At 67.3% G+C, this 23,924-nt stretch carries 23 protein-coding genes and 1 pseudogene; 16 read left to right on the forward strand and 8 right to left on the reverse strand.

Features of this window, described 5'->3' with window-relative positions:
* Positions 1-30 precede the first annotated feature (30 nt).
* Positions 31-336 (forward strand): DUF2469 domain-containing protein, encoded by a 306-nt coding sequence (locus TPAU_RS08195; protein ID WP_013126285.1) that lies wholly within the window; start codon positions 31-33, stop codon positions 334-336.
* 410 nt (positions 337-746) lie between these two features.
* On the opposite strand, the gene TPAU_RS08205 is transcribed toward TPAU_RS08195, so the two are convergent.
* A complete protein-coding gene (locus tag TPAU_RS08205) occupies positions 747-1,970 on the reverse strand; it encodes a Gfo/Idh/MocA family protein (protein WP_013126287.1) in 1,224 nt (407 codons plus the stop codon).
* A gap of 34 nt (positions 1,971-2,004) precedes the next feature.
* Complete coding sequence (locus TPAU_RS08210; protein WP_013126288.1) at positions 2,005-3,075, reverse strand: ABC transporter ATP-binding protein; 1,071 nt, start codon at positions 3,073-3,075, stop codon at positions 2,005-2,007.
* Between the two features lie 516 nt (positions 3,076-3,591).
* Between TPAU_RS08210 and TPAU_RS08215 the strand changes: the two genes are divergently transcribed.
* From TPAU_RS08215 to dprA, 7 genes are all read left to right on the forward strand, one after another.
* Positions 3,592-4,503 (forward strand): carbohydrate ABC transporter permease, encoded by a 912-nt coding sequence (locus tag TPAU_RS08215; RefSeq protein WP_013126289.1) that lies wholly within the window; start codon positions 3,592-3,594, stop codon positions 4,501-4,503.
* A 13-nt stretch (positions 4,504-4,516) separates the two neighbouring features.
* Entirely contained in the window at positions 4,517-5,452 is a 936-nt protein-coding gene (locus tag TPAU_RS08220; RefSeq protein ID WP_013126290.1) for a carbohydrate ABC transporter permease, read from the forward strand.
* A gap of 11 nt (positions 5,453-5,463) precedes the next feature.
* Positions 5,464-6,843 carry an ABC transporter substrate-binding protein gene (locus TPAU_RS08225; RefSeq protein WP_041944350.1) on the forward strand — a complete coding sequence of 460 codons (1,380 nt, stop codon included), beginning with the start codon at positions 5,464-5,466 and terminating at the stop codon, positions 6,841-6,843.
* Between the two features lie 126 nt (positions 6,844-6,969).
* Positions 6,970-8,238: a DUF4032 domain-containing protein gene (locus TPAU_RS08230; protein ID WP_013126292.1), complete on the forward strand. Its 1,269-nt coding sequence runs from the start codon at positions 6,970-6,972 to the stop codon at positions 8,236-8,238.
* 192 nt (positions 8,239-8,430) lie between these two features.
* Positions 8,431-8,799: a YraN family protein gene (locus TPAU_RS08235; protein WP_013126293.1), complete on the forward strand. Its 369-nt coding sequence runs from the start codon at positions 8,431-8,433 to the stop codon at positions 8,797-8,799.
* Positions 8,799-10,319: a YifB family Mg chelatase-like AAA ATPase gene (locus tag TPAU_RS08240; RefSeq protein ID WP_013126294.1), complete on the forward strand. Its 1,521-nt coding sequence runs from the start codon at positions 8,799-8,801 to the stop codon at positions 10,317-10,319. The genes TPAU_RS08235 and TPAU_RS08240 overlap by 1 nt, the downstream gene beginning before the upstream one ends.
* Positions 10,316-11,482 carry a DNA-processing protein DprA gene (gene dprA, locus TPAU_RS08245; protein WP_013126295.1) on the forward strand — a complete coding sequence of 389 codons (1,167 nt, stop codon included), beginning with the start codon at positions 10,316-10,318 and terminating at the stop codon, positions 11,480-11,482. Before TPAU_RS08240 ends, dprA begins: the two co-directional genes overlap by 4 nt.
* 17 nt (positions 11,483-11,499) lie before the next feature.
* Here the strand turns inward: dprA and TPAU_RS08250 are convergent, their stop codons facing one another.
* The 3 genes from TPAU_RS08250 to TPAU_RS08255 form a co-directional block, all read right to left on the reverse strand.
* Positions 11,500-11,952, reverse strand: coding sequence for an ImmA/IrrE family metallo-endopeptidase (locus TPAU_RS08250; protein ID WP_013126296.1), 453 nt, complete (start codon positions 11,950-11,952; stop codon positions 11,500-11,502).
* Between the two features lie 169 nt (positions 11,953-12,121).
* Positions 12,122-12,259 (reverse strand): hypothetical protein, encoded by a 138-nt coding sequence (locus tag TPAU_RS23130; RefSeq protein ID WP_013126297.1) that lies wholly within the window; start codon positions 12,257-12,259, stop codon positions 12,122-12,124.
* A 604-nt stretch (positions 12,260-12,863) separates the two neighbouring features.
* Positions 12,864-13,883 carry a phthiocerol/phthiodiolone dimycocerosyl transferase family protein gene (locus TPAU_RS08255; protein ID WP_013126298.1) on the reverse strand — a complete coding sequence of 340 codons (1,020 nt, stop codon included), beginning with the start codon at positions 13,881-13,883 and terminating at the stop codon, positions 12,864-12,866.
* A gap of 79 nt (positions 13,884-13,962) precedes the next feature.
* Between TPAU_RS08255 and TPAU_RS08265 the strand changes: the two genes are divergently transcribed.
* The 3 genes from TPAU_RS08265 (at position 13,963) to TPAU_RS08270 (ending at position 16,968) form a co-directional block, all read left to right on the forward strand.
* Positions 13,963-15,197 (forward strand): IS3 family transposase gene (locus tag TPAU_RS08265; protein ID WP_086012687.1). Its coding sequence is split into 2 segments (ribosomal slippage): positions 13,963-14,272 and positions 14,272-15,197, totalling 1,236 coding nucleotides; the frame shifts between segments, so codons are not numbered across the junction.
* A gap of 13 nt (positions 15,198-15,210) precedes the next feature.
* On the forward strand, positions 15,211-15,414 hold the full coding sequence (locus TPAU_RS22915; protein WP_147291073.1) for a hypothetical protein: 204 nt from the start codon (positions 15,211-15,213) through the stop codon (positions 15,412-15,414).
* A 276-nt stretch (positions 15,415-15,690) separates the two neighbouring features.
* On the forward strand, positions 15,691-16,968 hold the full coding sequence (locus TPAU_RS08270) for an MFS transporter (RefSeq protein ID WP_013126299.1): 1,278 nt from the start codon (positions 15,691-15,693) through the stop codon (positions 16,966-16,968).
* A 3-nt stretch (positions 16,969-16,971) separates the two neighbouring features.
* Here TPAU_RS08270 and TPAU_RS08275 read toward each other — a convergent pair whose 3' ends face one another.
* Positions 16,972-17,505: a YdeI/OmpD-associated family protein gene (locus TPAU_RS08275; protein WP_013126300.1), complete on the reverse strand. Its 534-nt coding sequence runs from the start codon at positions 17,503-17,505 to the stop codon at positions 16,972-16,974.
* 267 nt (positions 17,506-17,772) lie between these two features.
* Here TPAU_RS08275 and TPAU_RS08280 point away from each other — a divergent pair, with 267 nt between their 5' ends.
* From TPAU_RS08280 to TPAU_RS08300, 5 genes are all read left to right on the forward strand, one after another.
* Positions 17,773-18,648 (forward strand): MetQ/NlpA family ABC transporter substrate-binding protein, encoded by an 876-nt coding sequence (locus tag TPAU_RS08280; protein ID WP_013126301.1) that lies wholly within the window; start codon positions 17,773-17,775, stop codon positions 18,646-18,648.
* Positions 18,645-19,691 carry a methionine ABC transporter ATP-binding protein gene (locus TPAU_RS08285; RefSeq protein ID WP_013126302.1) on the forward strand — a complete coding sequence of 349 codons (1,047 nt, stop codon included), beginning with the start codon at positions 18,645-18,647 and terminating at the stop codon, positions 19,689-19,691. The genes TPAU_RS08280 and TPAU_RS08285 overlap by 4 nt, the downstream gene beginning before the upstream one ends.
* Positions 19,688-20,380: a methionine ABC transporter permease gene (locus tag TPAU_RS08290; protein ID WP_013126303.1), complete on the forward strand. Its 693-nt coding sequence runs from the start codon at positions 19,688-19,690 to the stop codon at positions 20,378-20,380. The genes TPAU_RS08285 and TPAU_RS08290 overlap by 4 nt, the downstream gene beginning before the upstream one ends.
* A gap of 135 nt (positions 20,381-20,515) precedes the next feature.
* Positions 20,516-21,412: a tyrosine recombinase XerC gene (locus TPAU_RS08295; protein ID WP_013126304.1), complete on the forward strand. Its 897-nt coding sequence runs from the start codon at positions 20,516-20,518 to the stop codon at positions 21,410-21,412.
* A 25-nt stretch (positions 21,413-21,437) separates the two neighbouring features.
* A complete protein-coding gene (locus TPAU_RS08300) occupies positions 21,438-21,776 on the forward strand; it encodes a gamma-glutamylcyclotransferase family protein (RefSeq protein ID WP_013126305.1) in 339 nt (112 codons plus the stop codon).
* 1 nt (position 21,777) lies between these two features.
* On the opposite strand, the pseudogene zwf reads toward TPAU_RS08300, so the two are convergent.
* Both zwf and TPAU_RS08310 read right to left on the reverse strand, forming a co-directional pair.
* Positions 21,778-23,239: pseudogene (zwf, locus tag TPAU_RS08305) on the reverse strand (glucose-6-phosphate dehydrogenase).
* Positions 23,240-23,403: 164 nt separating this feature from the next.
* Complete coding sequence (locus tag TPAU_RS08310) at positions 23,404-23,913, reverse strand: M23 family metallopeptidase (protein WP_013126306.1); 510 nt, start codon at positions 23,911-23,913, stop codon at positions 23,404-23,406.
* Positions 23,914-23,924 lie beyond the last annotated feature (11 nt).

Consider the following 23,924-nt stretch of genomic DNA (forward strand, 5'->3'; position numbering starts at 1 on the left):
GTCGGTTCGGAAGAAGGTGAGGAGGCCCCGGTGAGCGCAGAGGATCTCGAGAAGTACGAGACCGCCATGGAGCTGTCCATGTACCGCGAGTACAAGGACGTGCTGAGCCAGTTCACCTACGTGGTGGAGACCGAGCGCCGGTTCTACCTGGCCAACGGGGTGGACCTGATCCCGCGCAACGCGGACGGCGAGGTGTACTTCGAGGTGCGGATGACGGATGCGTGGGTGTGGGACATGTACCGCCCGGCGCGCTTTCTCAAGCAGGCCCGCGTGGTCACGTTCAAGGATGTCAACATCGAGGAGCTGGACAAGCCGGACCTGCGACTGCCGGACTGACCTCGTGCCCGCGGAGCGGTTCCTTCGGCACTCATCAGCAGTGCCGGCGGTCACGGGGACCGCGTGGGACACGGAGGCCCTTCGGGGATCGAGCGGAGAGTCCCACCACCTCCATCCGACCCCCGAAGGACCTCCGCGTCCCGCGCGTCACCAACCCCGCCGGGGCGGTGCGTCACCGGGCCGAGGCGCGGATACCTCTGCTCCCCGGGGTGCGCTGCGTTGCGTCTGAATCGCTTGGATATCGATCAGTTCCGGGCGGCCGACGACGATGACGCGACCGTCGTCCAGCAGCACGTTCACGCGACCGGCCTCGGGCGAGGTGATCACAGATCCGTACGTGCACGGTTCGGTGAGCAAACGAACCCGATCACCCCTCTTCATGGCGGTCATCCTGTATCTGTGGACGGCGTTCATGTGAGCGCCTCCGGTGCGTCGCCGAAGTCCGGAACCGGCAGACGGACGCCGCCTTGGAGTGCTGATTGGTGCGCGGCGATCCCTGGGAGGGTGAATCGGGCGGCGGTCCATGCATTGATCGGAGGCAGCGTGCCGTCGATCGCGGCACGCACGAAGTCGTCGACCAGAAAGTGGTGGCTTCCCTCGTGGCCGGTGGGCACGCCGTCGAACTCCGCGGGTAGTCGGTCCACATCGTGCACCGCGGAGTGTCCTGAGACGAACGCTTCACGGAGCTCCGGTGCGATATCGGCGAGGCGCGGGTCATCGAGCGGCATGGTCGGTTGCGAATCGATCTGGTCGCTGATGTCGTAGGAGTCCGTCTTGTCCTGCCACACGCTCACGCGCGCAAGCTGCTCGAAGCTGCCCTCGGTGCCGAAGTAGCGGAACCGAGACTCACGGATCGGCGATGGGTAGCCGACGCGCCGCATCTCGTTGATGCGCATCACTGCTCCGGTATTGAGCTCGAACAGTGCACTGGCATTGGAGAAGTCGTTGTCGAATTGACTGACTTCCTTGTCGAACACACCGTCGCCGCGGTCGTCCTTGACTCCGATGCAGCTCACGCTGACGGCGTGGCCCGGGACCGCCCCGAGCACGCCGCCGACGGAGTGGGTGGGGTAGAGCATGGGCGGGTAGCTGGCGGTCTTCTTCCAGTCGGTGCCGCCGCTGTACTGGTACGCGGCGTAGAAGCCGAGGTCCATATCGTGGACGTAATCGCCTTCGGCGTAGAAGATCCGGCCGAACCTGCCCTCATCGACCGCTGTGCGGGCGAAGACGGTGGCGGGGTTGTAGTAGCTCGTCTCACCCATCATGTACGTCAGACCGGTGGCGCGGACCGCATCGATGATCGCGCGGATCTCCTCTTCCGAAATGGCCATCGGCACAGCCGAGTACACGTGCTTCCCGGCTTCCAGAGCCCGGAGGACGAGGGGGCCGTGGGTCCAGCGCTGCGTGAAGATCGCGACTGCGTCCACATCCGATGCCAGTACCGCATCGAAGTCGGCGAACGTGCCCGCGAGAGCCTCGCGTTCCGCGAGGTCGGCAGCGCGCTCGGGGATCAGGTCGGTGACGTACACGCCATCGACGTCGGGGTGGACCGCGAACAGCATGGCGAAATGCGCAGCGAACTGTCCGGCACCGACCACGGCAATGGAGATCGTGTTATCGGCTCGGGTAGGCAATGACCCTCCTGCTTTCTGTCTGGGTGCGGGGCGCTCAGCCGAGCCGCAGGCCGGTGTCCGAGGAGAACCAGTGGACCTGGTCGGGGAGGACGCCCAGCCGAATCGACGTTCCCGCCTGCGGTGCCGGCCGGGTGTTGAGGCGCGCGATGATTCGTCCCGTCTCGGGACCCACCAGGTCACCGTGAACGAACTCGTCCGCGCCGAGATCTTCGACCAGCGTGACGGCGACGGTCGCTCCGTTCTCCTGCGCGACCCACCCCTCCGGTCGCACGCCGACCGTGACCTCTCGAGCGTTGTTCTTGGCCGCGATCTCGCGCGGCATGGGGATCGCCAGATCACCGACGAACGCAGTCGAGCCCTCGACCCGCGCGCTCAGCAGGCTCATCGCGGGCGAACCGATGAACCCGGCGACGAAGGTGTTGATCGGCCGGTCGTACAGCTCGCGCGGCGAGGCGCACTGCTGAAGCAGGCCGTCCTTGAGGATCGCGACGCGGTCACCCATGGTCATGGCCTCGACCTGGTCGTGAGTGACGTACACCGTCGTCGTGTTGAGCCGACGCTGCAGTGCCCCGATCTGCGAACGGGTCTGAACCCGCAGTTTCGCGTCGAGGTTCGACAGGGGCTCGTCCATGAGGAAGACCTGCGGCTCGCGGACGATCGCGCGCCCCATCGCGACACGCTGACGTTGGCCGCCGGACAGCGCACCGGGCTTACGGTCGAGATACTCCGTCAGGTCGAGCAGTCGGGCCGCCGCGGCGACGCGCTCGGTGATCTCCGCAGCGGATCGGCGAGCGAGCTTGAGCGAGAAGCCCATATTGTCGCCGACCGTCATGTGCGGATACAGCGCGTAGTTCTGGAAGACCATCGCCACGTCGCGGTCCTTCGGGGGCACCGCGGTGACGTCACGATCGCCGATACGGATCGCACCCGAGTCGACCTCCTCGAGTCCCGCCAACATGCGCAGTGACGTCGACTTGCCGCAACCCGAAGGGCCGACGAGTACGAGGAATTCGCCATCCTCGACGACCAGGTCGAGCTTGTCGACTGCGGGCTTGTCGGTTCCCGAGTAGAAGCGAGATGCCTGATCGAATGTTACTGAGGCCATTGGTCGTCTTCCTTCGTGAGAGCGGTGTGGCGGGAGGAACTATCGGTGGTCGGTGTGGCCGGGATTCGTCGGTCGACGCTGACGAGTCCGTGTGCGGGACGCGCGGGCAGTGGTAGCGCCGCCGGTCCGAGTGTGATGGGCCTCACAGTAGCATCATTATCGCACTTAATACAACGAAAAGCAACACTTGCGAACACGAGATGAGTGTGCAAATGTGTGTCGCACGCCACATTCGGGTCATGTTCGCGCGGTTGCCGGCGAAACAACCAGATGTTTCACAAGACAAATGTTCAGTGTCGTTCGGTTCGCGCTCCGTGGCGTGCGGCGGACCGTGCCGCAGAGGTCGCGTCCGGAGGCTGTCGTGGATCTGTCCCACCTCGGGTGTTGGTCGGGCGATCCAACTGTTCCGCCCCCGGACGGCCTCGCGCGTCGCCGCGACCTCCCGATCGCGCGCCGCTATCTCGTTTCGTCGCCCTGGGCCGGCGGAGGGCCCTTCATCGAACGGAGACACCAGAAATGACAGCAGTGACCAGAAGACCCGAGGGCAGGCGGAGAGCGCGACGTTCCGACGACACCCGGCTCGCTCTGTTGTTCATCCTCCCCGCGGGGATCGGGCTCGCTGTCTTCATCATCTGGCCCCTCATCCGGGGCATACAGCTCAGCTTCACCAAATACAACATGCTCACGCCCGCGGAGTTCAACGGGGTCGAGAACTACGTGCGCATGTTCCAGGACCCCGTGTTCTGGCACTCAGTGCGGGTCACGCTCTACTTCGTGGTCCTGAACATCGTGGTCCAAATGGTTTTCGCCTTGGTCATCGCCGTGCTGATGCACCGCCTGACGCAGTCGTCGTTCGTCCGCGGGATCGTGCTCTCCCCGTACCTGATGGCCAACGTGGTCGCCGGCATGCTCTTCCTCTGGATCCTCGACTACCAGATGGGCATCGGCAACCATGTCCTGGAATGGATGGGGCTCGACAAGCTGGCGTTCTTCAACGATCCCGATCTGGCGATGCCCACCATCGTGCTGGTGAACGTGTGGCGCCACGTCGGTTACACCGCCCTCCTCATTTTCGCCGGGCTGCAAATGATCCCCGCCACCGTCTATGAAGCGGCGAAGTTGGACGGAGCCAGCGAGACCGCGATGTTCTTCCGCATCACCGTTCCGCTACTGCGCCCGATCCTCGCACTGGTGCTCATCGTGTCGGTGATCGGTTCGTTCCAGGTGTTCGACACGGTCGCGGTGACGACCGCCGGCGGTCCGGGCAATGCGACACAGGTGCTGCAGTACTACATCTACGACGTGGCCTTCGGCAGGTTCCAGTTCGGCTACGCGTTCGCCATGTCGGTGGCGCTCCTGGTCCTGCTGTCAGTTATCACCTTCGTGCAATACCGATTGACGCGGGCCGACTCCTCCGACTTGGACTGAGAGGGAACAGACAATGACGGATACAGCAATCGTCGACGGAGCGCCGTCGGAGAACCGTTCCGAGCGGGGAGCGGCGAAGGCCCGCATCGGCCGCATCGGTGCATGGATCGTGATGGTGGCGGTGATCCTCGTCAGCGTCCTGCCGATCTATTGGGCGCTGCGCACCGCACTGTCGAGCAATGCGGCTCTGTACGCGGGCAATTCGAGTCTGCTCCCAGCGGACTTCACCTGGGACGCGTTCAAGCGGGTGTTCGGTCTGCAGACGGGGCAGGAGGCGGTCGATGCCGGCGGATCGGGACAGGCGATCAAATTCTGGCAGTACCTGTTCAATTCGGTGGTCGTCGCCACGCTCGTCACCGTGGGGCAGGTGCTGTTCTCCGCGATGGCGGCGTATGCCTTCGCTCGGCTGCGGTGGAAGTACCGCAACCTGGTCTTCTCGGTCTTCCTCGCCGGCCTGATGGTCCCGAGCATCTTCACCTACCTGCCCAACTTCGTGCTGATCAAGCAGTTGGGCCTGGTCGATACGCTCCTCGGGATCGCCTTGCCCAACATGCTGATGACGCCGTTCGCGGTGTTCTTCCTCCGCCAGTTCTTCCTGGGCATCTCGCGCGAGATCGAGGAGGCGGCCACGATGGACGGCGCTTCCAAGGTGACCATCTTCCGGAAGTTGATCCTGCCGATGTCGGTGGCGCCGATATCGACGCTGGCGATCCTGACGTACATCACCACGTGGAACGACTATCTCTGGCCGCTCATGGTGTCGTACACGGACTCGTCCCGTGTGCTCACCGTTGCGCTGGGTGTGTTCAAATCCCAGACCCCGCAGAGCGGTCCGGACTGGTCCGGTCTGATGGCGGCGACCCTGGTGGCGGCGCTGCCGATGTTGATCCTGTTCGCGGTGTTCGCCAAACGCATCGTGAACTCGATCGGATTCAACGGACTCAAGTGATGAGTAGGACGATGAACAAGACGTTTTCTCGATTCGTGACAGCGGTCGCCGCGGTATCCGTGGTGACCTCCACTGCAGGGTGCGGTTCCGGTGGCACGGCGCCCTCGAACGTGATCAATTACTGGCTGTGGGATAACAATCAACAACCCGTCTATCAAAAGTGCGCTGACGCTTTCGAAGCGGCGCACCCGGGCCGGAAAGTCGCGATCACCCAGTACGGCTGGAGCAGCTACTTCACGAAGCTCGCATCGGGCTTCATCGCCGACACCGGACCGGACGTCTTCACCGATCACGTGTCCAAGCTCGGACAGCACCTCGACCTCGAGGTGCTCCAGCCCCTGGACGAACTCGCCGCCACCAAGGGGATCAAGGACGAGGACTACCTTCCTCAGCTCGCCGCGCTGTGGAAGGGGCCCGACGGTCGGCGGTACGGCGTGCCCAAGGACTGGGACACCGTCGCGTACTTCTACAACAAGGACGCCACCGCCGCCGCAGGCGTGACCGACGCCGAGCTCCAGAGCATGACCTGGAACCCCGACGACGGAGGCACACTCGAGAAGGTCCTCGCCCGGCTCACCGTCGATGAGAAGGGTGTACGGGGTGACCAGCCCGGCTTCGACAAGACGCGAGTGAAATCGTACGGTCTCGCGGGGACGGATTCGGGCTACGGCGGATTCGGGCAATCGCAGTGGTCGCCGTACACCGGTTCGATCGGGTGGAACTTCACCGACAAGAATCCCTGGGGCGCGAGGTTCAACTTCGATGACCCCAAGGTCCAGAAGACGATCGACTGGTACTTCGGGTTGGCGAAGAAGGGGTTCATGGCCCCCTTCGCGGTGGCCGGTAACAACACGTCCGGGATCGGTGCCGACAAGCAGATGAGCGCGGGCAACGCCGCCATGGCGCTCGCCGGATCCTTCATGATCTCGTCCTACTTCAAGCTCGTCGATCCGCAGGGCAAGCCCCTCCCGATCGGTTTGGCGCCCACGCCCGTCGGGCCGTCCGGGAAACGGGCGTCGATGTTCAACGGACTCGCGGACGTCGTCTCGAAGCAGTCGAAGAATCCGGAGCTTGCGGGGGAGTGGGTGGCGTTCTTGGGAAGTGACGCGTGCCAGGACATCGTCGGGGACTCCGGTGCGGTTTTCCCCGCCCGGCCCAACGGTATGACCATCGCGAAGCAGCGCCAGGCGGCGGCCGGTGTGGACATCACCCCGTTCACGATGCATGTGGACGACGGCACGACATTCACGATTCCGGTGACCACCGATGCCGCCGACATCGTCCCGCTCATGCAGTCTGCGTTCGACCCGATCTATCTGGGATCGGCGTCGGGATCGTCGCTGTCCACGCTGAATCGGCAGATGAACAGGCTGCTCGAGAGCAACAGCTGACACGCGAATTCCGCCGAGGGCGGGTCGGGCGCAATCATGGCCACGGTCGTGGTCGACGGTCTCCCGGCCCGCCTCGTCGTCGCTCACGGATCGCCCGTCCGACGACCGAAGCACCGAGGAGAAGTAGTGACCGCCCCCGATATCAGACTGCGGTTCATGTCCCCTGGGCTCCTGCTCTTGCCCTGGGACCGTCCGCTCGCGCAGTGGAGTGTGCCCGACGTGCCGCTGCGCGACATCGCGGTCGGTGTGAGCCGGAACCTCGTGAAGTTCGTCGAGACCGATGGTGATGTGTGGGCGGTGAAACAGCTGTCGGTCGAGTCGGCGGAGCGCGAGTACCGAGTTCTGCGGCGCCTGCAGGAGTTGGAGCTCCCCGCCGTGCGGCCGGCGGGAGTGGTCAGGCAGGCGGGCGGCAGGGCGCTGCTGGTGACGCGGTACCTGTCCGGATCGTGGCAGTACCGCAGGCTCTTCATGCGGTTGCCGCTGGACGAACCGAAGCATCGAGCGCGGCTGTTGGACGCGATGGCGAGTCTCATGGTCGAGCTGCACCGACACGGAATCTTCTGGGGCGATTGCTCACTCGCCAATACGCTGTTCTGCCGCGACGGCCAAGTCCTGCAAGCGCAGCTCGTCGACGCGGAGACGAGCGAGATCCATGCCGCGCTCAGCGACGGCCAGCGCGGATACGACCTCGACATCCTCGTCGAGAACGTCGCCGCCGGCTTCTTCGACATCTGCGAACGCCTCGGGCAATCGGAGATGGCGGACGGCCTGATCGCCGAAGCGCGTGGGATCCGGCGCAGATACGAACGGCTCTGGGCGATCCTGCACGACGAGCCCGTCGTGGGCTACTCCGATCGGTTCCACATCGACGGGAAGATCCGCCAGCTCAACGACTTGGGGTTCGCGGTGGAGGAGCTGACGCTCAACCCCGTTGAGGGCTCGGCCGACGACCTGCGGGTGCGCGTCGCGGTCGGCGATCGGAGATTGCACTCCAATCGTCTGCTGAGGCTCACGGGTTTGGAGGCCGGAGAAGGCCAGGCGCGCATCCTGATCGGTGACATCCAGGGATACCAGGCCCAGCTGTGCATGGAATTCGGGCAGGACGTGGACGAGTCGACAGCCGCGCGATTGTGGATGACCGAGGTGGCGATGCGTGGCATGCACGTGGCGCACGAGGCGGTCGGTGGTCGCGGCTCGGCTGTGCAGGCCTACTGCGATCTGTTGGAGATCAGGTGGCTGCTCAGCGAGCGTGCCGGCCGGGATGTCGGAACGGATGTCGCCCTGGCGGCGCTCTCCCGCGAGGGTGCGCCGGAGGGGTCCGCGGCGCGGCTCGCCGTCATCGAGACCCCGACCAGTCCGCTGCCGATCGTCGAGATCGATACCGACGGCGCGTGATCGATTCCGGACGGTCCGCCCGGCGGGACCCGATAACGCGCGGATAGGCACTGCCACGCTTCCGAATGAACCGCCGGCGGCGGTGCACGGGTTGGCGGTGCTTCGTCCCCAGTTTGGGTATGAAACGTTCATTTCTCCACAGGTGGCGTTCGCGGGGCGCGGAGCGTCCGGAGCCCGGCGCAGGATCGCCGCATGGGCAACAACGAGGTGGGTCGCGCCGGCGAAGACCTGGTGTGCGAGTACCTGACCGGCCGGGGATGGCGAGTACTGGACCGGAACTGGCGGTTCTCGGGTAGCGGCCTGCGCGGCGAGCTCGACGTGATCGCCCAGAGCGCGGACGGAGTGCTCGCGGTGGTGGAGGTGAAGACCCGCTCGGGCACCGCATACGGCAGTGGATTCGAGGCGGTCACGCCGCGGAAGGTCGCGCAGTTGCGGGCGCTCACCGCGCGTTGGCTGGCGGAGAGCGAGAACGCCTACCGGCGGGTGCGGATCGACGTGGCGTCGGTGTTCACCCCGCCCGGTGGCCCGGTGACGCTGGAATACCGGGTGGGGGTCGCCTGATGTCAGCGCTGAGCAAGGTGCACTCGGTGGCGATCACCGGGATCGACGGTGCGGTGGTCGAGATCGAAGGCTGCATCGGAGGTGGCCTGCCGGCGGTGCACCTGGTGGGCCTGCCCGACACGGTGCTTCAGGAATCTCGCGACCGGGTGCGTGCGGCGATCGTCAACATCGGGCTGAAGTTCCCTGATACCCGTGTCACACTGGCACTCTCGCCCGCCACGCTGCCGAAGGTGGGATCGGTGTACGATCTGCCGCTCGCGATCGCGATCCTGCGTGCCGCAGAGCGGGTTCCGGAATCACTGCTCATCGGAAGCGTCCTACTCGGGGAGCTGGCACTCGACGGACGGGTGCGTCCGGTGCGGGGTGTGCTGCCCGCGGTTCTCACAGCGAGGGAAGCAGGATTCACCCGCGCTGTAGTGCCGCTCGGCAACCTGGACGAGGCCGGGCTGGTCGACGGGATCGAGGTGCTCGGCGCACTCCATCTCGCGGACGTGGTGGCCTGGCTCGCCGGTGAGGGCGTGCTGGTCGCGCCTTCGGACGCGCTCCCCGCGCAGGAGAGACCGGCATACCCGGACCTCGCGGATGTGGTCGGGCAGCCCGAGGCGAAATTCGCGCTGGAGGTGGCGGCCGCGGGCGCACACCACGTGATGATGACCGGGCCGCCGGGGATCGGAAAGACGATGCTGGCCTCACGGTTGCCGGGAATACTGCCGCCACTGGGTCCGCGAGAGGCGCTGGAGGTCAGTGCGATCCACTCGATCGCCGGGAACCTGCGCGCCGACTGCCCGCTGATCACCGTGCCGCCCTTCGTGGCACCGCACCAGACCTCGTCGGTGAGCGCACTGGTGGGCGGCGGCAGTGGGCTCGCCAAGCCGGGTGCGGTGTCGCTCGCCCATCGCGGTGTGCTGTTCCTCGACGAATGCGCCGAGATGGGCCCGAAATCGTTGGAGGCGCTGCGCACCCCGCTCGAGGAGGGGCAGATCCGACTGGCCCGGCGCGACGGGGTGGTGAAGTACCCGTCGCGATTCCAACTGGTGCTGGCGGCGAATCCCTGCCCCTGCTCGCCCGCGCGGGACAGTGATTGCACCTGTACGGCCACGGTGCGCCGACGCTACCTCGGACGCCTGTCCGGGCCGCTGCTCGACCGCGTCGATCTGTGGGTACGCATGGAGCCGCCCGGCACCGGTGCACTGCACCAGGACGACGAGGCGGGCGAGTCGAGCGAGGTGATCCGGGCCCGGGTGCGTGCGGCGCGTGAGGCGGCCGCCGAACGCTGGTCCGCCGAGGGGTGGCTGACCAACTCCGAAGTCCCCGGGGTGGTGTTGCGGCGCCGCTTCCGGCTCTCCCGTGCCGCGTTGCGACCGCTCGAGAGCTCGCTGCGCGAGGGGCGCACCACCGCACGCGGCGCGGACCGCTGTCTGCGCGTCGCGTGGTCGCTCGCCGATCTGCGGGGCCTGACGATGCCGGGGGAGGCCGAGGTTGCCGGCGCGCTCGGTTTCCGGGATCGGGACCGGCGATGACCGGCGCCCGAACGCGACGTGCCTGGGCATACCTGAGCCGGGTGGCGGAGCCGCCGTGCGCGCCACTGATCGCACTGATCGACGCGGTGGGACCGGACGCCGCTGCGGAGGCGGTGCGACGCAGGGAGTTCCCCGCCGGATTCGAGGATGTCGCCGAGGCCACCGCCGCGCGCGCTGATCGCGACCGCGCCGAGGCGGATCTCGACCACATCGAGCACCTGGGCGGCCGCCTGCTGACCCCGGACGACGGGGAATGGCCGGAGTACCGCCTTGCCGTGCTGGCGGCGCGCCCCCGGACGCCGGCGCAGGTCCATGAGGATCAGTGGCGCGAACTGCGGCCGATCGCCCTCTGGATGGTCGGCGGCGGCCACCTCGACGATCTGCTCGATCGATCGGTGGCGATGGTGGGTACGCGGGCGCCGTCGGGCTACGGGGAGCGGGTGGCCGATCACTTCGCGGGCGATCTCGCCGCGGAGGGGTTCACCGTGGTTTCGGGCGGCGCCTACGGCATCGACGGCGTGGCCCACCGCGCTGCGCTCGCGGCGGGCGGACCGACGGTGGCGTTCGTCGCGGGCGGCCTGGACCGTCCCTATCCCGCGGGGCACGCCGGCCTGTTCCGCAGGATCGCTGAGGACGGCGCCGTGATCTCGGAGTATCCACCGGGCACCGTTCCCGCGAAGCACCGCTTCCTGCAACGCAATCGGATGGTGGGTACGGTGACCGGCGGGGTGGTGGTGATCGAGGCGGGACTGCGCTCGGGAACACGCAATACCGCCACCTGGGCCGGGCACCGGGACGTCCCGGTGTGCGCAGTGCCGGGACCGGTGACGGTGGCCACTTCGGTCACCTGTCACCAACTGATCCGGGACGGCGCGCGGCTGGTCACCCGGCCCGCCGAGGTGATCGAGGAGGTCGGCCGGATCGGCGAGCTGGCGCCTGAGCGGGAGGTGCCCGTGCATCGCACCGACGGTCTCGCCGCCGGTGAGTTGCGGGTCTACGATGCGCTGCCGGCGCGATCGGGTCTACCGGTGTCCGAGATCGCCTCCGTGGCCGGCCTACCCGCTCGCGCGGTCCTCGGGCACCTGGCGATGCTCGATGCCAGGGGCTTGGTCACCAAGGACGGGGCACTGTGGCGCTTGCGCTCACCGACGGAGGACCGCTGACACCGCATGCGCTCCGACTACTGCTCGGACGACCGGGGTTGCGGGAGAGGGCGACGCAGCGTGGTGCGGGTCCGGTACCTGATCCGCATCGTGTGTTCGATCAGGTTCGGTACCGGGACGCCGAATGTCCGGGCGACGTCCGCGGTCGCAGTGGCGCTCCGGGCGTGTGCATTCCAGGCTTGGTCGAGTGCTTCCTTGGGCATGAGGAAATGGCAGGCGAAAGCGTTGGCGAACAGGTCGGCGTGCGGGTCGGGCGGGCGAGGCGGGTACGTACGGACGAAGTCCGGGCGGTCACCGCCCCGGTGCGCCTCTCGCTCGCGCATCAAGACGTAGTGGCCGAGCAGGGTGGCGGTGGCGAAGGTCCGGATGGTCTCGGTGACATCGCTGTTGACCAGGAGTGTCAGCTCGCCCGCGACACGCCGTAGTGACGCGGAGGTGGTGCGATCGAGTGGCAGCTTCCGGACGGCCATGTGCAGGGTCGTGGCCGCGACGGCCGGGTCGACCTTCGTCGTGGTGACGTGGAGGGCTGTCCGGAGCTTCTGCGCTGCGGATTCGGCTGCGATATCGGTGTCGATGCTCGGATCCTGAGGTCGAGGGCTGAGGGCTGAGGCTGAGGGGGCGGTGCCGTGTCACGGAAGGTCAGGTCAGGAGATCGTGGAGGGTGCTGATGAAGATGACCAGGCTCACGGCGAAACCACCGAGGATCACGATCAGCGAGAGCCCCACTCGCCAGGACCAGAAGCGGTCCTTGTTCGATGGCGGTTCATCGGCTGTCATGGCGGTGCCTGTCCGGAGAGAGGGGATGGTGCCCGCTTCCGGGCCCGGCGCAGAGAGGGGCGCCGAGCCCGGAGGGGCCACCCGCGATACGAGGAGCGCGGAAGTGTGGGGATGTCGCGGCCGCGGCGGCGCAGGACTGCGAGCGCTGGGACCGGTCGCGTGGCACTGTCTCGCGTCGGATCACACCGGTCACCTCTCTTGCCGCAGGCTGATGGCATAACACGTTGTGCAAACGAGTAGAGTATGCAGTGTTCGCGATCGATTCTTCGTGAATGTAGCGTGCCGTCCATTGTGCCACAAGAGCGGAACGTGAACATTCCACAACTGTGCGCATACGGCGCGTGTATCGGTTCCCGGCGTGCCCTGCGCGTCTGCATGGTGTACGCCGTACAGAACTGATCGCGGGACGACCGTGTTCACAGAATCGTCATAAACGCCCCAACTGGAACGCTTTCGGGAGCGCGATGCGTGCGCGTCATTTCTTGATCGTGGGGTGGCCGATCCGTCCGGTGCGGCTGCCGGGGCGTCGTCATCGCGGAGGGGGAGACGGTCACATCCGGAACATTCATATTCCAGAAATGCTCTCGAGTAGCCGGCGGAGGGGTCAGTCCGCCAGCGTGAACGCGCGCAGGTTTCGGAGGACCTCGGTGGCGAGGGGTGTGGGATTGTCGCCACCGGACAGGTCCACGTTGAGGCGGCCGTCGAACGAGGAGACGATGGCGAAGACCATCTTGGCGGCCATCGCCGCCCAGTCGGCGGCGCCCGGTCCGTCCGGTACCTCCAGGTGGAACGCGGGGTAGAACTCGCTGAGCGACAGGCCCTCCGGTGTCGGAAGGTGGGGCACCGGACCCCAATTTGTGATCACCGCGACGGCGCAATCCTCGGGAAGGGCGCCGCCCGCCCCCATCGGGCCGGCGGCCATCGACATCGGTCGCTGCACCAGCCCCGCCTCGAGATCGCCGGCGAGCCGTGCGCCCACCTGGGCGGCCAGCTCATCCAGACTCGGCTCCTCGGTCTCTGCCTGGAAGAAGGCCATGCCGAGCGCATTGGTGACATCGGTGAATCCGGCGGCCGGTTCACCCAGGCGTCGACGCAGGTCGACGGGATAGCCGTAGAGCACGCGCGTCGTGCCGATCCCGCGGACGGCGGCGGTGGCGGCGATGAAGGCTGCCGATACCAGCTGATTCACGGTGCGACCGGTGCGGTGGCCGTAATCGATGAGTGCCGTTGTCTCCGCTGCGGAGAGTTGTGCCCGAGTCAGCGCGGGCACACCTGAACCCGCCCCTGCGTTGTCGTGTCCAGCTGAGGTCGCGGTGGTGACTGTGGGGGCCGGCTCGGCGGCCGCGGGGTCGATCAGCGGCTCGCTCGGATAGCCGCGCTCGGCGAGCATGTCCTCCAGCGCTACGGGAAAATCCGGACGCTCCGCGAGGTCGCCGTCGCCACCTGCGACGATCGCGGTGTACGCGGTCCACAGCTCGTGCAGCAGAGCGAGGGCGTGGTGGCCATCGGCGAGCGCGTGATGCACCAGCAGGTACACCGCCTGCTCGGCGCCGTGGCCGGTCACGACGTGAACCTGGGCGATCGCGGTGCCCTGGTCGATCGACAGTCCGTGCAACTGCTCCATCCGGGTGGGATCGGGCCTTACCCCCTGTTCTTGGACACGTGTAATCCAGCACATGGCTGGGGGAAGTGAGAATCCAAGGATGGCCAGGAAGAGTTACACCGATGAGTTCCGGTGCCGGGCGGTGGACTTGTATGAGTCGACGCCGGGTGCGACGTTGCAGGGGATCGCGGCGGATTTGGGTGTGTCCCGGGGATCGTTGAAGGGGTGGGTCGACAAGCTCGGCTCCGGGACGAGGACCGCGTCGGCTGCGGCGGGGGTGTCAGTGGGGCGGCGGGAGTCGCAGGCGGCGAGGATCACGAGGCTGGAGGCCGAGAATGGGGTGTTGCGGGTCGAGCAGGCAAAGCTTGCTGAGGAACGCGACATTCTCCGTCAGGCGGCGAAGTATTTCGCCGGGGAGACGAGTTGGTGAACCGCTTCCAGTTCGTTGAGGACCACAAGGACGCCTACGGCGTGAAGCGGTTGTGCCAGGTGATTGGGATCGCGCGGTCGTCGTTCTACGCGTGGCTCGCTGCAGCGCAGGGGCGGGCCGCGCGGACGGCGGCTGACTCGGTGCTGGCGGGCCGGATCCGGGTGCTGCAAGACCCGAAACAGGGCGGGGATCGTGCTTACGGAGCGCCTCGGATCACCGCTGACCTCAACGCCGGCGCAGCCGAGAGTGAGCGGGTCAACCACAAGCGCGTGGCGCGCGTGATGCGTGAGCACGGCCTGGCCGGAATCCGGCTCCGCAAGCGTGTGAAGACAACCGTCCCGGATCAGTCCGGTCGACGCTTCCCAGATCTGATCGGCAGGAACTTCAGCACCGGCGGTCCTGGTCGCCGCTACGTCGGCGACATCACCTACCTGCCCATCGCCGACGGCAGCAACCTCTACCTCGCGTCGGTCATCGACCTGGGCTCACGCAAGCTGGCAGGCTGGTCGATGGCCACTCACATGCGCACCGAGCTCGTCGAAAACGCACTACGGGCCGCGCAGCGCGAACGCGGCACCCTGGCTGGGGCGATCTTTCACTCCGACCACGGGTCGGTCTACACCTCGAAGGCCTACACCGCCCTCTGCGAGCACTTCGGCGTGACCCAGTCGATGGGAGCGATCGGCTCGTCCGCGGACAACGCCCTCGCTGAGAGCTTCAACGCGACCCTCAAACGCGAACTCCTCCAAGGCCGACCAGCGTTCGGCGACCAGGCCACGGCCTACCGGGCCGTGTTCCGGTGGGCCAACCGCTACAACACCCGCCGCCGGCACTCCGCGATCGGCAACATCACACCAAACACCTACGAAACCGCCTACCGCGCTACGCTCACGCAAGCGGCATAACCGAAATGACATCGTGTCCAAGATCCAGGGGCAAGGCCCATCACCGGGCGACGTGGTCACGGCCACCGGTGTGTCGCCGTCGTTCACCACGAACGTTCCCTCGTTGCGATCTCCGGTCTCGATCCGCGCGCGCAGGCCCGGGTACGCGGCGCTGAGCCGGGCGGCTGCCGCCGCGAGCGCGTCGAGGTCGACCGGGCCGTTGGTCACCACGCCGTAGCCGACGTACATGCCTGCGCCCAGGGTGAAGAAGGACTCCGTCGCCGCCAGTGTCCGGATAGGAGCGGGAGAGATGTTAGTTGCGTATCGCATGTAATTCACGATAGGCGGGTCCGGGAGTTGTGTACCACCATCTGTGATGGATGGCATACGGAATCCCGGCGCACCGCGCGGAGTCTTTCGTTCGCTGTTCACATGGTCGTGAACAGGGCGTCCGTCCGGGTACGATTCCCCGGATCCTCTGCTGGATCACCCGTTCCCGAGCCCGAGGAAGCCGATGACGACCGAAGCGAATCCCGCGGTGGCGGCGCATCGACGGCGGCAGATTCTCACCGGCTCGGTGGGGCATCTCGTCGAGTACTTCGACTGGAGCGCGTACTCCTTCCTCGCGATCTACTTCTCCCGGCAGTTCTTCCCCGGTGACGCCGGATCGGTCGTCCCACTGCTGTCGACCTTCGTCGTCTTCGCACTCGGCTTCCTGACCCGCCCCATCGGTGGGGTGCTCATGGGCCGCATGGCAGACCGCTACGGACGCCGACTCGCGCTCACCGTCGGCGTTGGGATGATGGGCGTCGGGAGCCTGATGATCGGTCTCGCTCCCACCTACGCGCAGGTCGGGATTCTCGCGCCGATCATCCTGGTGGTCGCCCGCCTGATCCAGGGCCTGTCCACCGGGGGCGAGCTCGCCGCTGCGAGCGCCTTCCTCATGGAGTCCGCACCCGCGCACCGTCGCGGGGTGTACACCAGCCTCACCAACATCAGCTCCAGCCTCGGCAAAGTGCTGTGTCTGGTGCTCATCACCGTGCTGGTCAACGCCGTCGGCAGCGATGCGATGGCCGAGTGGGCGTGGCGAGTGCCCTTCCTGCTGGGCGCCGTGGCCGCCCTGGTGGCGTGGTGGATCCGGCGCCGGGCCGAGGAGACCTACCGGGCCGACGGCGCGTCGAGCGCCGGGCCCGCCTTCCGCGAGCTGGTCACCGAGCACCGGCCGGCGCTGTGGCGCGCCTTCGTGCTCGCCTCCGTGACCGCAGCCATGTTCTACACCTGGAGCACCTACGCGCCCACCTGGGCGGTGATCACCGAGGGGCTCGACAAGCGCCAGGCCGTCACCATCTCCGCGATCGCCTTCGTCGTCTACGGACTGGTCCAGCTCCCGCTCGGGCAGCTCTCAGACCGAATCGGTCGGCGGCCCATGATGTTCGCCTTCTACGCCGGCAACATCGTTTTCACCGTCCCGTTGTTCGCGGCCATGTCGGCGAATCCCACGACGATGCTGCTGGTCCAATGCGCGGGCATGTTGCTCTCGGCGATCCTCATGTCGGTGGCCGCGGCAATGCTCGGGGAGATGTTTCCTGCACGGATCCGGGTGCTCGCGACGGGCGCCGCCTTCTCGGTGGCGACCGCCCTGTTCGGCGGCACGGTGCCGGCGATCGGTACCGCCATTCATGAGGCCGGCGCCGATGTCGCCTTCCCGATCTACCTCGTCGTCCTCAACGTCATCGCGCTCGCGCTGACGATCCGCCTCCCGGAGACAGCGCACGCACCACTGCCGAAGTGACGGCTATGGGGCGCCGATCAGCCGGCCGCTCTTCGACAGTTCCGGATCGGTGCACGACGCGAGGTCGAAGCAGCACGGCCGGCGCTTACCGGAGCGCATCTTGTCCACCGTGACGTCGATCCGCTTCGCGCGGGTCGCCGGGTTCTTCGTGGCGCCCACCCACCGGACCCACTCCCAGCGGGCCATCGGGGTGATGTCGTCCCACACGTCCTCGATGTCCGGTGCCGCGGCGAGGGCGGCCGACAGATCGTCGGGGACCTCCGGCTCCGGCCACTGTTTGGTCGGCGTGATCTCCAGCGCCACCGGCCCGTCGCCGTGGGCGCCGGGGAGCTCGTCGAGGTCGAGCCAATGCCCCTTGCGCCCATCCGGTTCGACGACGGTGCCGAACTCCCGGCCGTCGACGGTGCCGGTCACCGCGACCTGACCGCGGGACGGCAACGCCGCGCTGGCCTCGTCGGGTAGCCGCAGGATCGTCCGGCCGGCCAGCTGTTCGGGTGCCGCGGTGAAGCGGATCGGGGTGAGGGTCTTCGCTGCCATGGTTCCTCCTGGGGCGGTCGTCTCCACGAGACTACGAGCGCCGCACCGCCTCGGCTTCTCGATTCGTGATCGATACCGCGACCGGCCGTAACCGGGTCCGGACCGTTTCATACACGCATGAGTCAAACCCCGGGCGGACCGTCGAACCTGGTCAGTCGACAATCGGACGAACCCGGACCGGTCGTTGTATCGCGGATGTACCAACCGGTAGGTATCGTTGCGCAACCGGGAGAACCCCGTATCCATCGACGTTGGAGAAACAAAGCCGTGAAGATGAAGCGTTTCGCGCTCGCCCTGGTCGTGCCCCTCGCCCTCGCCACTACCGCGTGTGGCTCCGGCTCGGGCGACGGCGACACCATCAAGATCGGCGTCACCGACGGCGCCCAGCAGTTCTGGCAGGTCTACAAGGATCTCGCGAAGGAGCAGGGCATCACGGTCGAGACCACCAACTTCAGCGACTACCAGCAGCCCAACGCCGCGCTCAACGACGGTGACCTGCAGATCAACGAGTACCAGCATCTGCAGTTCCTGGCCGAGTACAACGTCAAGAACAAGACCGAGCTGGTGCCGATCGGCGCCACCGCGATCTACCCGCTGCCGCTGTACTCGAAGAAGCACAAGTCGGTCGCCGAGATCCCGCAGGGCGGCACCGTCGTGGTTCCCGACGACCCGACCAACCAGTCCCGCGCACTCGGTGTGCTGTCGTCGGCCGGCCTGATCAAGCTCAAGGGCGAGGTCAATCGGCAGGTGACTCCGGCCGATATCGATACCGCCGCCTCGAAGGTCTCGGTGAGGCCGGTCGACGCCAACCAGACCGCACTCAGCCTCGACAGCGTCGACGGCGCCGTGGTCAACAACGACCCCGCCGAGAACGCCAAGCTGGGTAAGGACCTGATCATCGCCAAGGACGATCCGGCCAGCCCGCAGTCGCAGCCCTTCATCAATGCTTTCGTGGTCCGCAAGGCCGATAAGGACAACGCCACCTACCTGAAGCTGGCGCAGCTGTACAAGGACCAGAAGGTGCTCGATCAGCTGAAGAAGGACAAGGGCGACTCGTTCATCCTCGTCGATAAGCCCGCCGCCGAGCTGCAGAGCCTCACCGAGAGCCTCCAGCAGCAGGTCACGGCCCGCGGCACCAAGTGACCGAGCGCACCCGCCCCCGGGTGGCCATCGAATTCCGCGATGCCACCCGGGATTTCGGTTCGACCAAGGCGCTCGATGGCGTCAGCTTCGCGATCGACGAGGGCACCATCACCGGCGTGATCGGGCAGTCCGGCGCCGGCAAGTCCACGTTGATCCGCACGATCAACGGCCTGGAGAGCACCACCTCCGGTGAGGTCCGGGTGCTCGACACGGTGGTCGGTGACCTGGGGGAGCGCGACCTGCGCGAGCTGCGGGCCGGCATCGGCATGATCTTCCAGCGGTTCAACTTGATGAACTCGCGGACGGTGGCGGGCAACGTCGAGTACCCGCTCACCCTCACCGACATGCCCAAGGCCGAGCGGAAGAAGCGGGTGGCGGAGTTGCTCGACTTCGTCGGCATCGGTGACAAGGCGTCGCAGTACCCCAGCCAGCTCTCCGGCGGCCAGAGTCAGCGCGTGGGTATCGCGCGCGCGTTGGCCCGGAACCCGAAGATCCTGCTCGCCGACGAGGCCACCAGCGCGCTCGATCCCGGCACCACCAGTGAGGTCCTCGACCTGCTGCTCCGGGTGAACAAGGAGTTCGGGACCACCATCGTGGTGATCACCCACGAGATGGACGTGATCCGCCGCATCTGCGACAGCGTCGCCGTGCTCGACCGCGGCAAGCTCGTGGACTACGGGCCGGTCTACGACGTCTTCGCGACCTCGGAGTCCGAGGCCACCGCGAATCTGGTGCACGCGGCCGTCGGCGACGATGTCGCACCCGAGACGCTGCAGCGGCTCCTGGACGCGAGGCCCGGCACCGTCGTGACAGTGGACGTCCGCGACGATATCGACGCCCCCGACGCCGCGGAGGTCTTCGCGACGCACGGCGCCACCGCGCGCGTGCTGTACGGCGGTGTCGCCGAGGTGGGCGGCCGCCCGTTCGGCTCGCTGACCTACTCCGTGACCGGCGACGACGCCGCGATCACGCGGGCGATCGACCAGCTCGGACCGCTCGCCCACGTCAAGGATCCGCAGACCGGGCAGGAGGTCGCTCGATGACCGGCAACTACGTGACCTTCCTCGACGACGTCTTCCCTCCCGGCACGAAGGAGGTCTTCGTCGATGCGATCTTCGAGACCATCCGCCTGGTCGGCATCACCATGGTCGTCGGCGGCCTGCTCGGCCTGGTGTACGGCACCCTGCTGTACGCCACGCGCCCCGGCAACCTGCTGGAGAACAAGTTCGTCTTCGGCGTGCTCAACGTGCTGGTGAACATCATCCGGCCGATTCCGTTCATCATCTTCATCACGGCCATCGCGCCGATCACGAAGGCGGTGATCGGCACTCGGATCGGTGTCGAGGCGGCGGCGTTCGCGATGACGGTGATGGCCACCTTCGTGATCGGCCGCGTCGTGGAGCAGAACCTGGTGACGGTGGATCCCGGTGTGGTGGAGGCCGCACGGTCGATGGGCGCCAGCAAGTGGCGCACCCTGGCGACGGTGGTGATCCCCGAGGGGCTCGCACCGCTGGCGCTGGGATACACGTTCATGTTCGTCGCTGTGGTCGACATGTCGGCCATGGCCGGCTACGTCGGTGGCGGCGGTCTGGGCGATTTCGCCCGCCAGTACGGCTATCAGCAGGCCAACTGGCAGCTGACCCTCGTGGTGATCGTGGTGCTGATCGTGGTGGTGCAGGTCGTCCAGTTCTTCGGTAATTGGCTCAGCCGCCGCCTACAGCACCGCGGCTGACCCGCGAATCCCATCCCGCGGCTGAGCCGCATCTCCCGATTGAACACTGTTACCGTGTGCGTTTTCCCAGGTGGCGACCCGCGGTAACGGTGTTCAATCGGACGGTGGGGTGGGGGTAGGCCCTATCGTTGGGGTATGAGCGGGGCGCTGGCGGAGTACGAGCGGTATCTGCGGCTCGAACGCGGGCGTAGTGAGCACACGGTGCGTGCGTACCTCGCCGATCTCACGGCACTGTTCGAATTCGCCGCCGAGCGTGGGGTTGCCGTCGACCGGCTCGATCTCGCGACGCTGCGGGCGTGGTTGGGCGAGCGTGCGGCTTCGGGGGCGGCCCGTACCACCCTGGCGCGGCAGGCCTCCTCGGCGCGGAACTACACCGCGTGGGCGGCCCGGCGCGGTCACCTCGACGGCGATCCGGGCGCACGACTCAAGGCGCCCCGTCCCCGCCGGACCCTGCCCGGGGTCCTCTCCGCCGACGATGCCGCGGCGGCGCTCACCAACGCCGCCTCCGGTGCCGCCGAGGGCGATCCGATCGCCGTACGCGATCAGGCGATCACCGAACTGCTCTACGCCACCGGCATCCGCGTCAGCGAGCTGTGCGGCCTCGACGTGGGCTCGGTCGACCGGGACCGCCGCGTGGTCCGGGTGATCGGCAAGGGGAACAAGGAGCGGACCGTGCCCTACGGCGCGCCCGCCGCCGAGGTATTGGGCCGGTGGGTCGACGAGGCCCGGCCACAACTGGTGGCCGAGAAGTCCGGCGCGGCCCTCTTTCTCGGTGCCCGCGGTGGCCGGCTCGACCCGCGGCAGGCGCGCACCGTCGTGCATCAGGTGACGGGTTCGGTGCCCGGTGGACGCGAGGTGGCGCCGCACGGGCTGCGGCACACCGCGGCGACCCATCTGCTCGACGGTGGTGCCGACCTACGGGTGGTGCAGGAACTCCTGGGACACAGCTCACTCGCTACCACCCAGCTGTACACCCACGTGAGTGTGGCTCGGTTGCGCGCGGCGCACGAGCAGGCGCACCCGCGCGCCTGACGATGCGCCGGGATACGGTCGGCGGGTGACGAACCCGGTCTTCTCCTACGGAACCTTGCGGCTGCCGAGCGTGCAGGCGGCGATCTTCGGCGGCCCGGTGCCCGCGCGCGCCGCGGCGCTGGTGGGCTATCGCAGTGAACCGCTCACCATCACCGACCCCGCGGTGATCGCGCGGAGCGGCACCGATGTGCACCCGATGCTGGTGCCCACCGGCGACCCGGGCGACCGGATCGAGGGCACCGTCCTCGAACTCGACGACACCCAGTTGGCCGCTGCCGACGACTACGAGGTCGACGACTACCGCCGGGTCCGGGTGCTGCTCGAGTCCGGCGAACAGGCGTGGGTGTACGCGTTCGCCGGGTGACTCAGTCGTGCCAGCTGCGTTCGAACGGCAGCCGCCAGGCGTTCGGCGCGATCAACTGGTGGATGGAGTTCGGGCCCCATGAACCGGGCTCGTACAGCTTCACCGGCGGCGGATCGTCGAGGAGGGGAATCGAACGCTCCCAGAGGGATTCGATACCTTCGGCGGTGGTGAACAAGGTGTGGTCGCCGTGCATCGCGTCGAGGATCAGCCGCTCGTAGGCTTCCAGGACATCGCCGGCGCGATCGGTGTCCTCGGTGGAGAACTGCATCGCCAGTTTCTCCAGCCGCATCCCGGGGCCGGGCCGTTTGCCGTAGAAGGACAGTGACACCTTCGACTCGTCGGCCAGATCGAAGGTCAGGTGGTCGGGGCCCTGCTGACCGATGCCGGAGCCGGCGGGGAACATGGACTTCGGCGCTTCCTTGAACGCGATCGAGATGATCCGCATCCCTTCGGCCATTCGCTTACCGGTGCGCAGGTAGAACGGCACACCCGCCCAGCGCCAGTTGTCGATCCGGGCCTCCAGCGCGATGAAGGTCTCGGTGTCGGACTCCGGATCGACGCCCTTCTCGTGCCGGTATCCGTTGTACTGCCCGCGCACCACATCGTCGGGCCGGATCGGTTCCAGCGACCGGAAAACCTTGTTCTTCTCCTCCGAGATGGCTCGCGGTTCGAGCGCGGTGGGGGGGCTCCATCGCGACGAAGGCCATCACCTGGAACAGGTGGGTGACCACCATGTCCTTGTACGCGCCCGTGGGCTCGTAGAACGCGGCGCGGGCGTCCAGCCCCAGCGACTCGGGCACGTCGATCTGCACGTGGTCGATGAAGTTGCGGTTCCAGATCGGCTCGAACAGGCCGTTGGCGAACCGGAACGCCAGGATGTTCTGCGCCGCCTCCTTGCCCAGGAAGTGGTCGATCCGGAAGATCTGCTTCTCTTTGAAGGTCTTGTGCACCTCGGCGTTCAAGGCCAGCGCGGATTCCAAGTCCTCGCCGAAGGGCTTCTCCATGATCACCCGTGACCCCTCGGTGAGACCCGCTTTGGCGAGGGTGTCGATCACCGAGGTCGCTGCTTTCGGCGGCACGCTGAGGTAGAACAACCGGCGCACTCGCTGCCCGCGGCCGGCGCCCAGCTCCCGCTCCTTCTCGGCGACCGCCTTCGCGAGCCCTTCAGGGCCCGCGGAGGTGTTCACGTACGACAGATCGGGCGCGAACTCGCGCCACTGCTCAGCGCTGAGCTTGCGGGCGCCCACCTCGTCGACCGCGGTCCGGGCGAATTCCCGGAACTGCTCGTCGGTCATATCGTCGAGGCTGGTACCGATCACCCGCATATCCGGTCCCAGGCCCGAGACCGCCAGGTATCCCAGGCCGCACAGCAGCTTCCGGCGCGACAGGTCACCCGTCGCGCCGAACAGCACCACCACCGTCGGATCGTGTTCGGGCTTCTTGCGCCGGCTGCCGCCGGACATGCTGGGGTACGCGATGGTCTGCGCCTCCTGGAGCCGTTCGGCCTTGGCGTCGTCGTCCGCCGCCGCGGGGGCGGTCGCAGGGGCGGGAGTGCTGTCTGCCGGTTCGCCTGTCACCCTGGCATCGTTGCACTCCGAGCCGAAGAGCGCGCGGCGCGCCCCGGCGTTCAGCCGGACGGTGCTGCGCCGGCGTCCGGTAGCAGACGCACGGGAGCGGCACCGACCAGCAGCAATGGATTGAAGTATCGCGCCGCGTGGCCGGACCCGCGGCGCAGTCCCCAGTGCAGGCAGACGGCGACCGGGCAGCCCGGATGACCGGCGGCGAGGGTGCCGAGCGCAGTGCCGACGGTCACCTCGTCGCCCTCCGCGACGCCGGATTCGGTGATCGGCTCGTAGGTGGTGAGGAGGCCGTTGGGATGCAGCACCGAGATCACGATGCGGTCGTCCACGCGGCCTACGTGATGGACCCGCCCGGCGCCCGCGGCGTGCACCGTCTGTCCGGCCGAGCCCGCGAGGTCCACGCCGCGATGGCCCGGTTGCCAGCGCTCATCGGGATTCGCGAACGGACGGGCCACGGCCGGCCGTGGGTCCAGCGGCCACGCGTACTCCGACGCCGCCCGGACCGGCGTGGCCGCGGGCAGCAGGAGGCAGAGCAGGAACCCGGCGATGATGCGCATGCGCCGAGCAT

Source organism: Tsukamurella paurometabola DSM 20162, assembly GCF_000092225.1.
GTDB lineage: Bacteria > Actinomycetota > Actinomycetes > Mycobacteriales > Mycobacteriaceae > Tsukamurella > Tsukamurella paurometabola.

What these genes read in the sequence shown, in the direction of transcription:
- TPAU_RS23130 (WP_013126297.1), bottom strand. Translation starts at nt 12,259, where the DNA reads ATGACAGCCGATGAACCGCCATCGAACAAGGACCGCTTCTGGTCCTGG.
- TPAU_RS08290 (WP_013126303.1), top strand. Translation starts at nt 19,688, where the DNA reads ATGACCGGCAACTACGTGACCTTCCTCGACGACGTCTTCCCTCCCGGC.
- TPAU_RS08220 (WP_013126290.1), top strand. Translation starts at nt 4,517, where the DNA reads ATGACGGATACAGCAATCGTCGACGGAGCGCCGTCGGAGAACCGTTCC.
- TPAU_RS08240 (WP_013126294.1), top strand. Translation starts at nt 8,799, where the DNA reads ATGTCAGCGCTGAGCAAGGTGCACTCGGTGGCGATCACCGGGATCGAC.
- TPAU_RS08210 (WP_013126288.1), bottom strand. Translation starts at nt 3,075, where the DNA reads ATGGCCTCAGTAACATTCGATCAGGCATCTCGCTTCTACTCGGGAACC.
- TPAU_RS08225 (WP_041944350.1), top strand. Translation starts at nt 5,464, where the DNA reads ATGAACAAGACGTTTTCTCGATTCGTGACAGCGGTCGCCGCGGTATCC.
- TPAU_RS08250 (WP_013126296.1), bottom strand. Translation starts at nt 11,952, where the DNA reads ATGGCCGTCCGGAAGCTGCCACTCGATCGCACCACCTCCGCGTCACTA.
- TPAU_RS08295 (WP_013126304.1), top strand. Translation starts at nt 20,516, where the DNA reads ATGAGCGGGGCGCTGGCGGAGTACGAGCGGTATCTGCGGCTCGAACGC.
- TPAU_RS08310 (WP_013126306.1), bottom strand. Translation starts at nt 23,913, where the DNA reads ATGCGCATCATCGCCGGGTTCCTGCTCTGCCTCCTGCTGCCCGCGGCC.
- TPAU_RS08275 (WP_013126300.1), bottom strand. Translation starts at nt 17,505, where the DNA reads ATGGCAGCGAAGACCCTCACCCCGATCCGCTTCACCGCGGCACCCGAA.
- TPAU_RS08270 (WP_013126299.1), top strand. Translation starts at nt 15,691, where the DNA reads ATGACGACCGAAGCGAATCCCGCGGTGGCGGCGCATCGACGGCGGCAG.
- dprA (WP_013126295.1), top strand. Translation starts at nt 10,316, where the DNA reads ATGACCGGCGCCCGAACGCGACGTGCCTGGGCATACCTGAGCCGGGTG.
- TPAU_RS08255 (WP_013126298.1), bottom strand. Translation starts at nt 13,883, where the DNA reads ATGGAGCAGTTGCACGGACTGTCGATCGACCAGGGCACCGCGATCGCC.
- TPAU_RS08235 (WP_013126293.1), top strand. Translation starts at nt 8,431, where the DNA reads ATGGGCAACAACGAGGTGGGTCGCGCCGGCGAAGACCTGGTGTGCGAG.
- TPAU_RS08215 (WP_013126289.1), top strand. Translation starts at nt 3,592, where the DNA reads ATGACAGCAGTGACCAGAAGACCCGAGGGCAGGCGGAGAGCGCGACGT.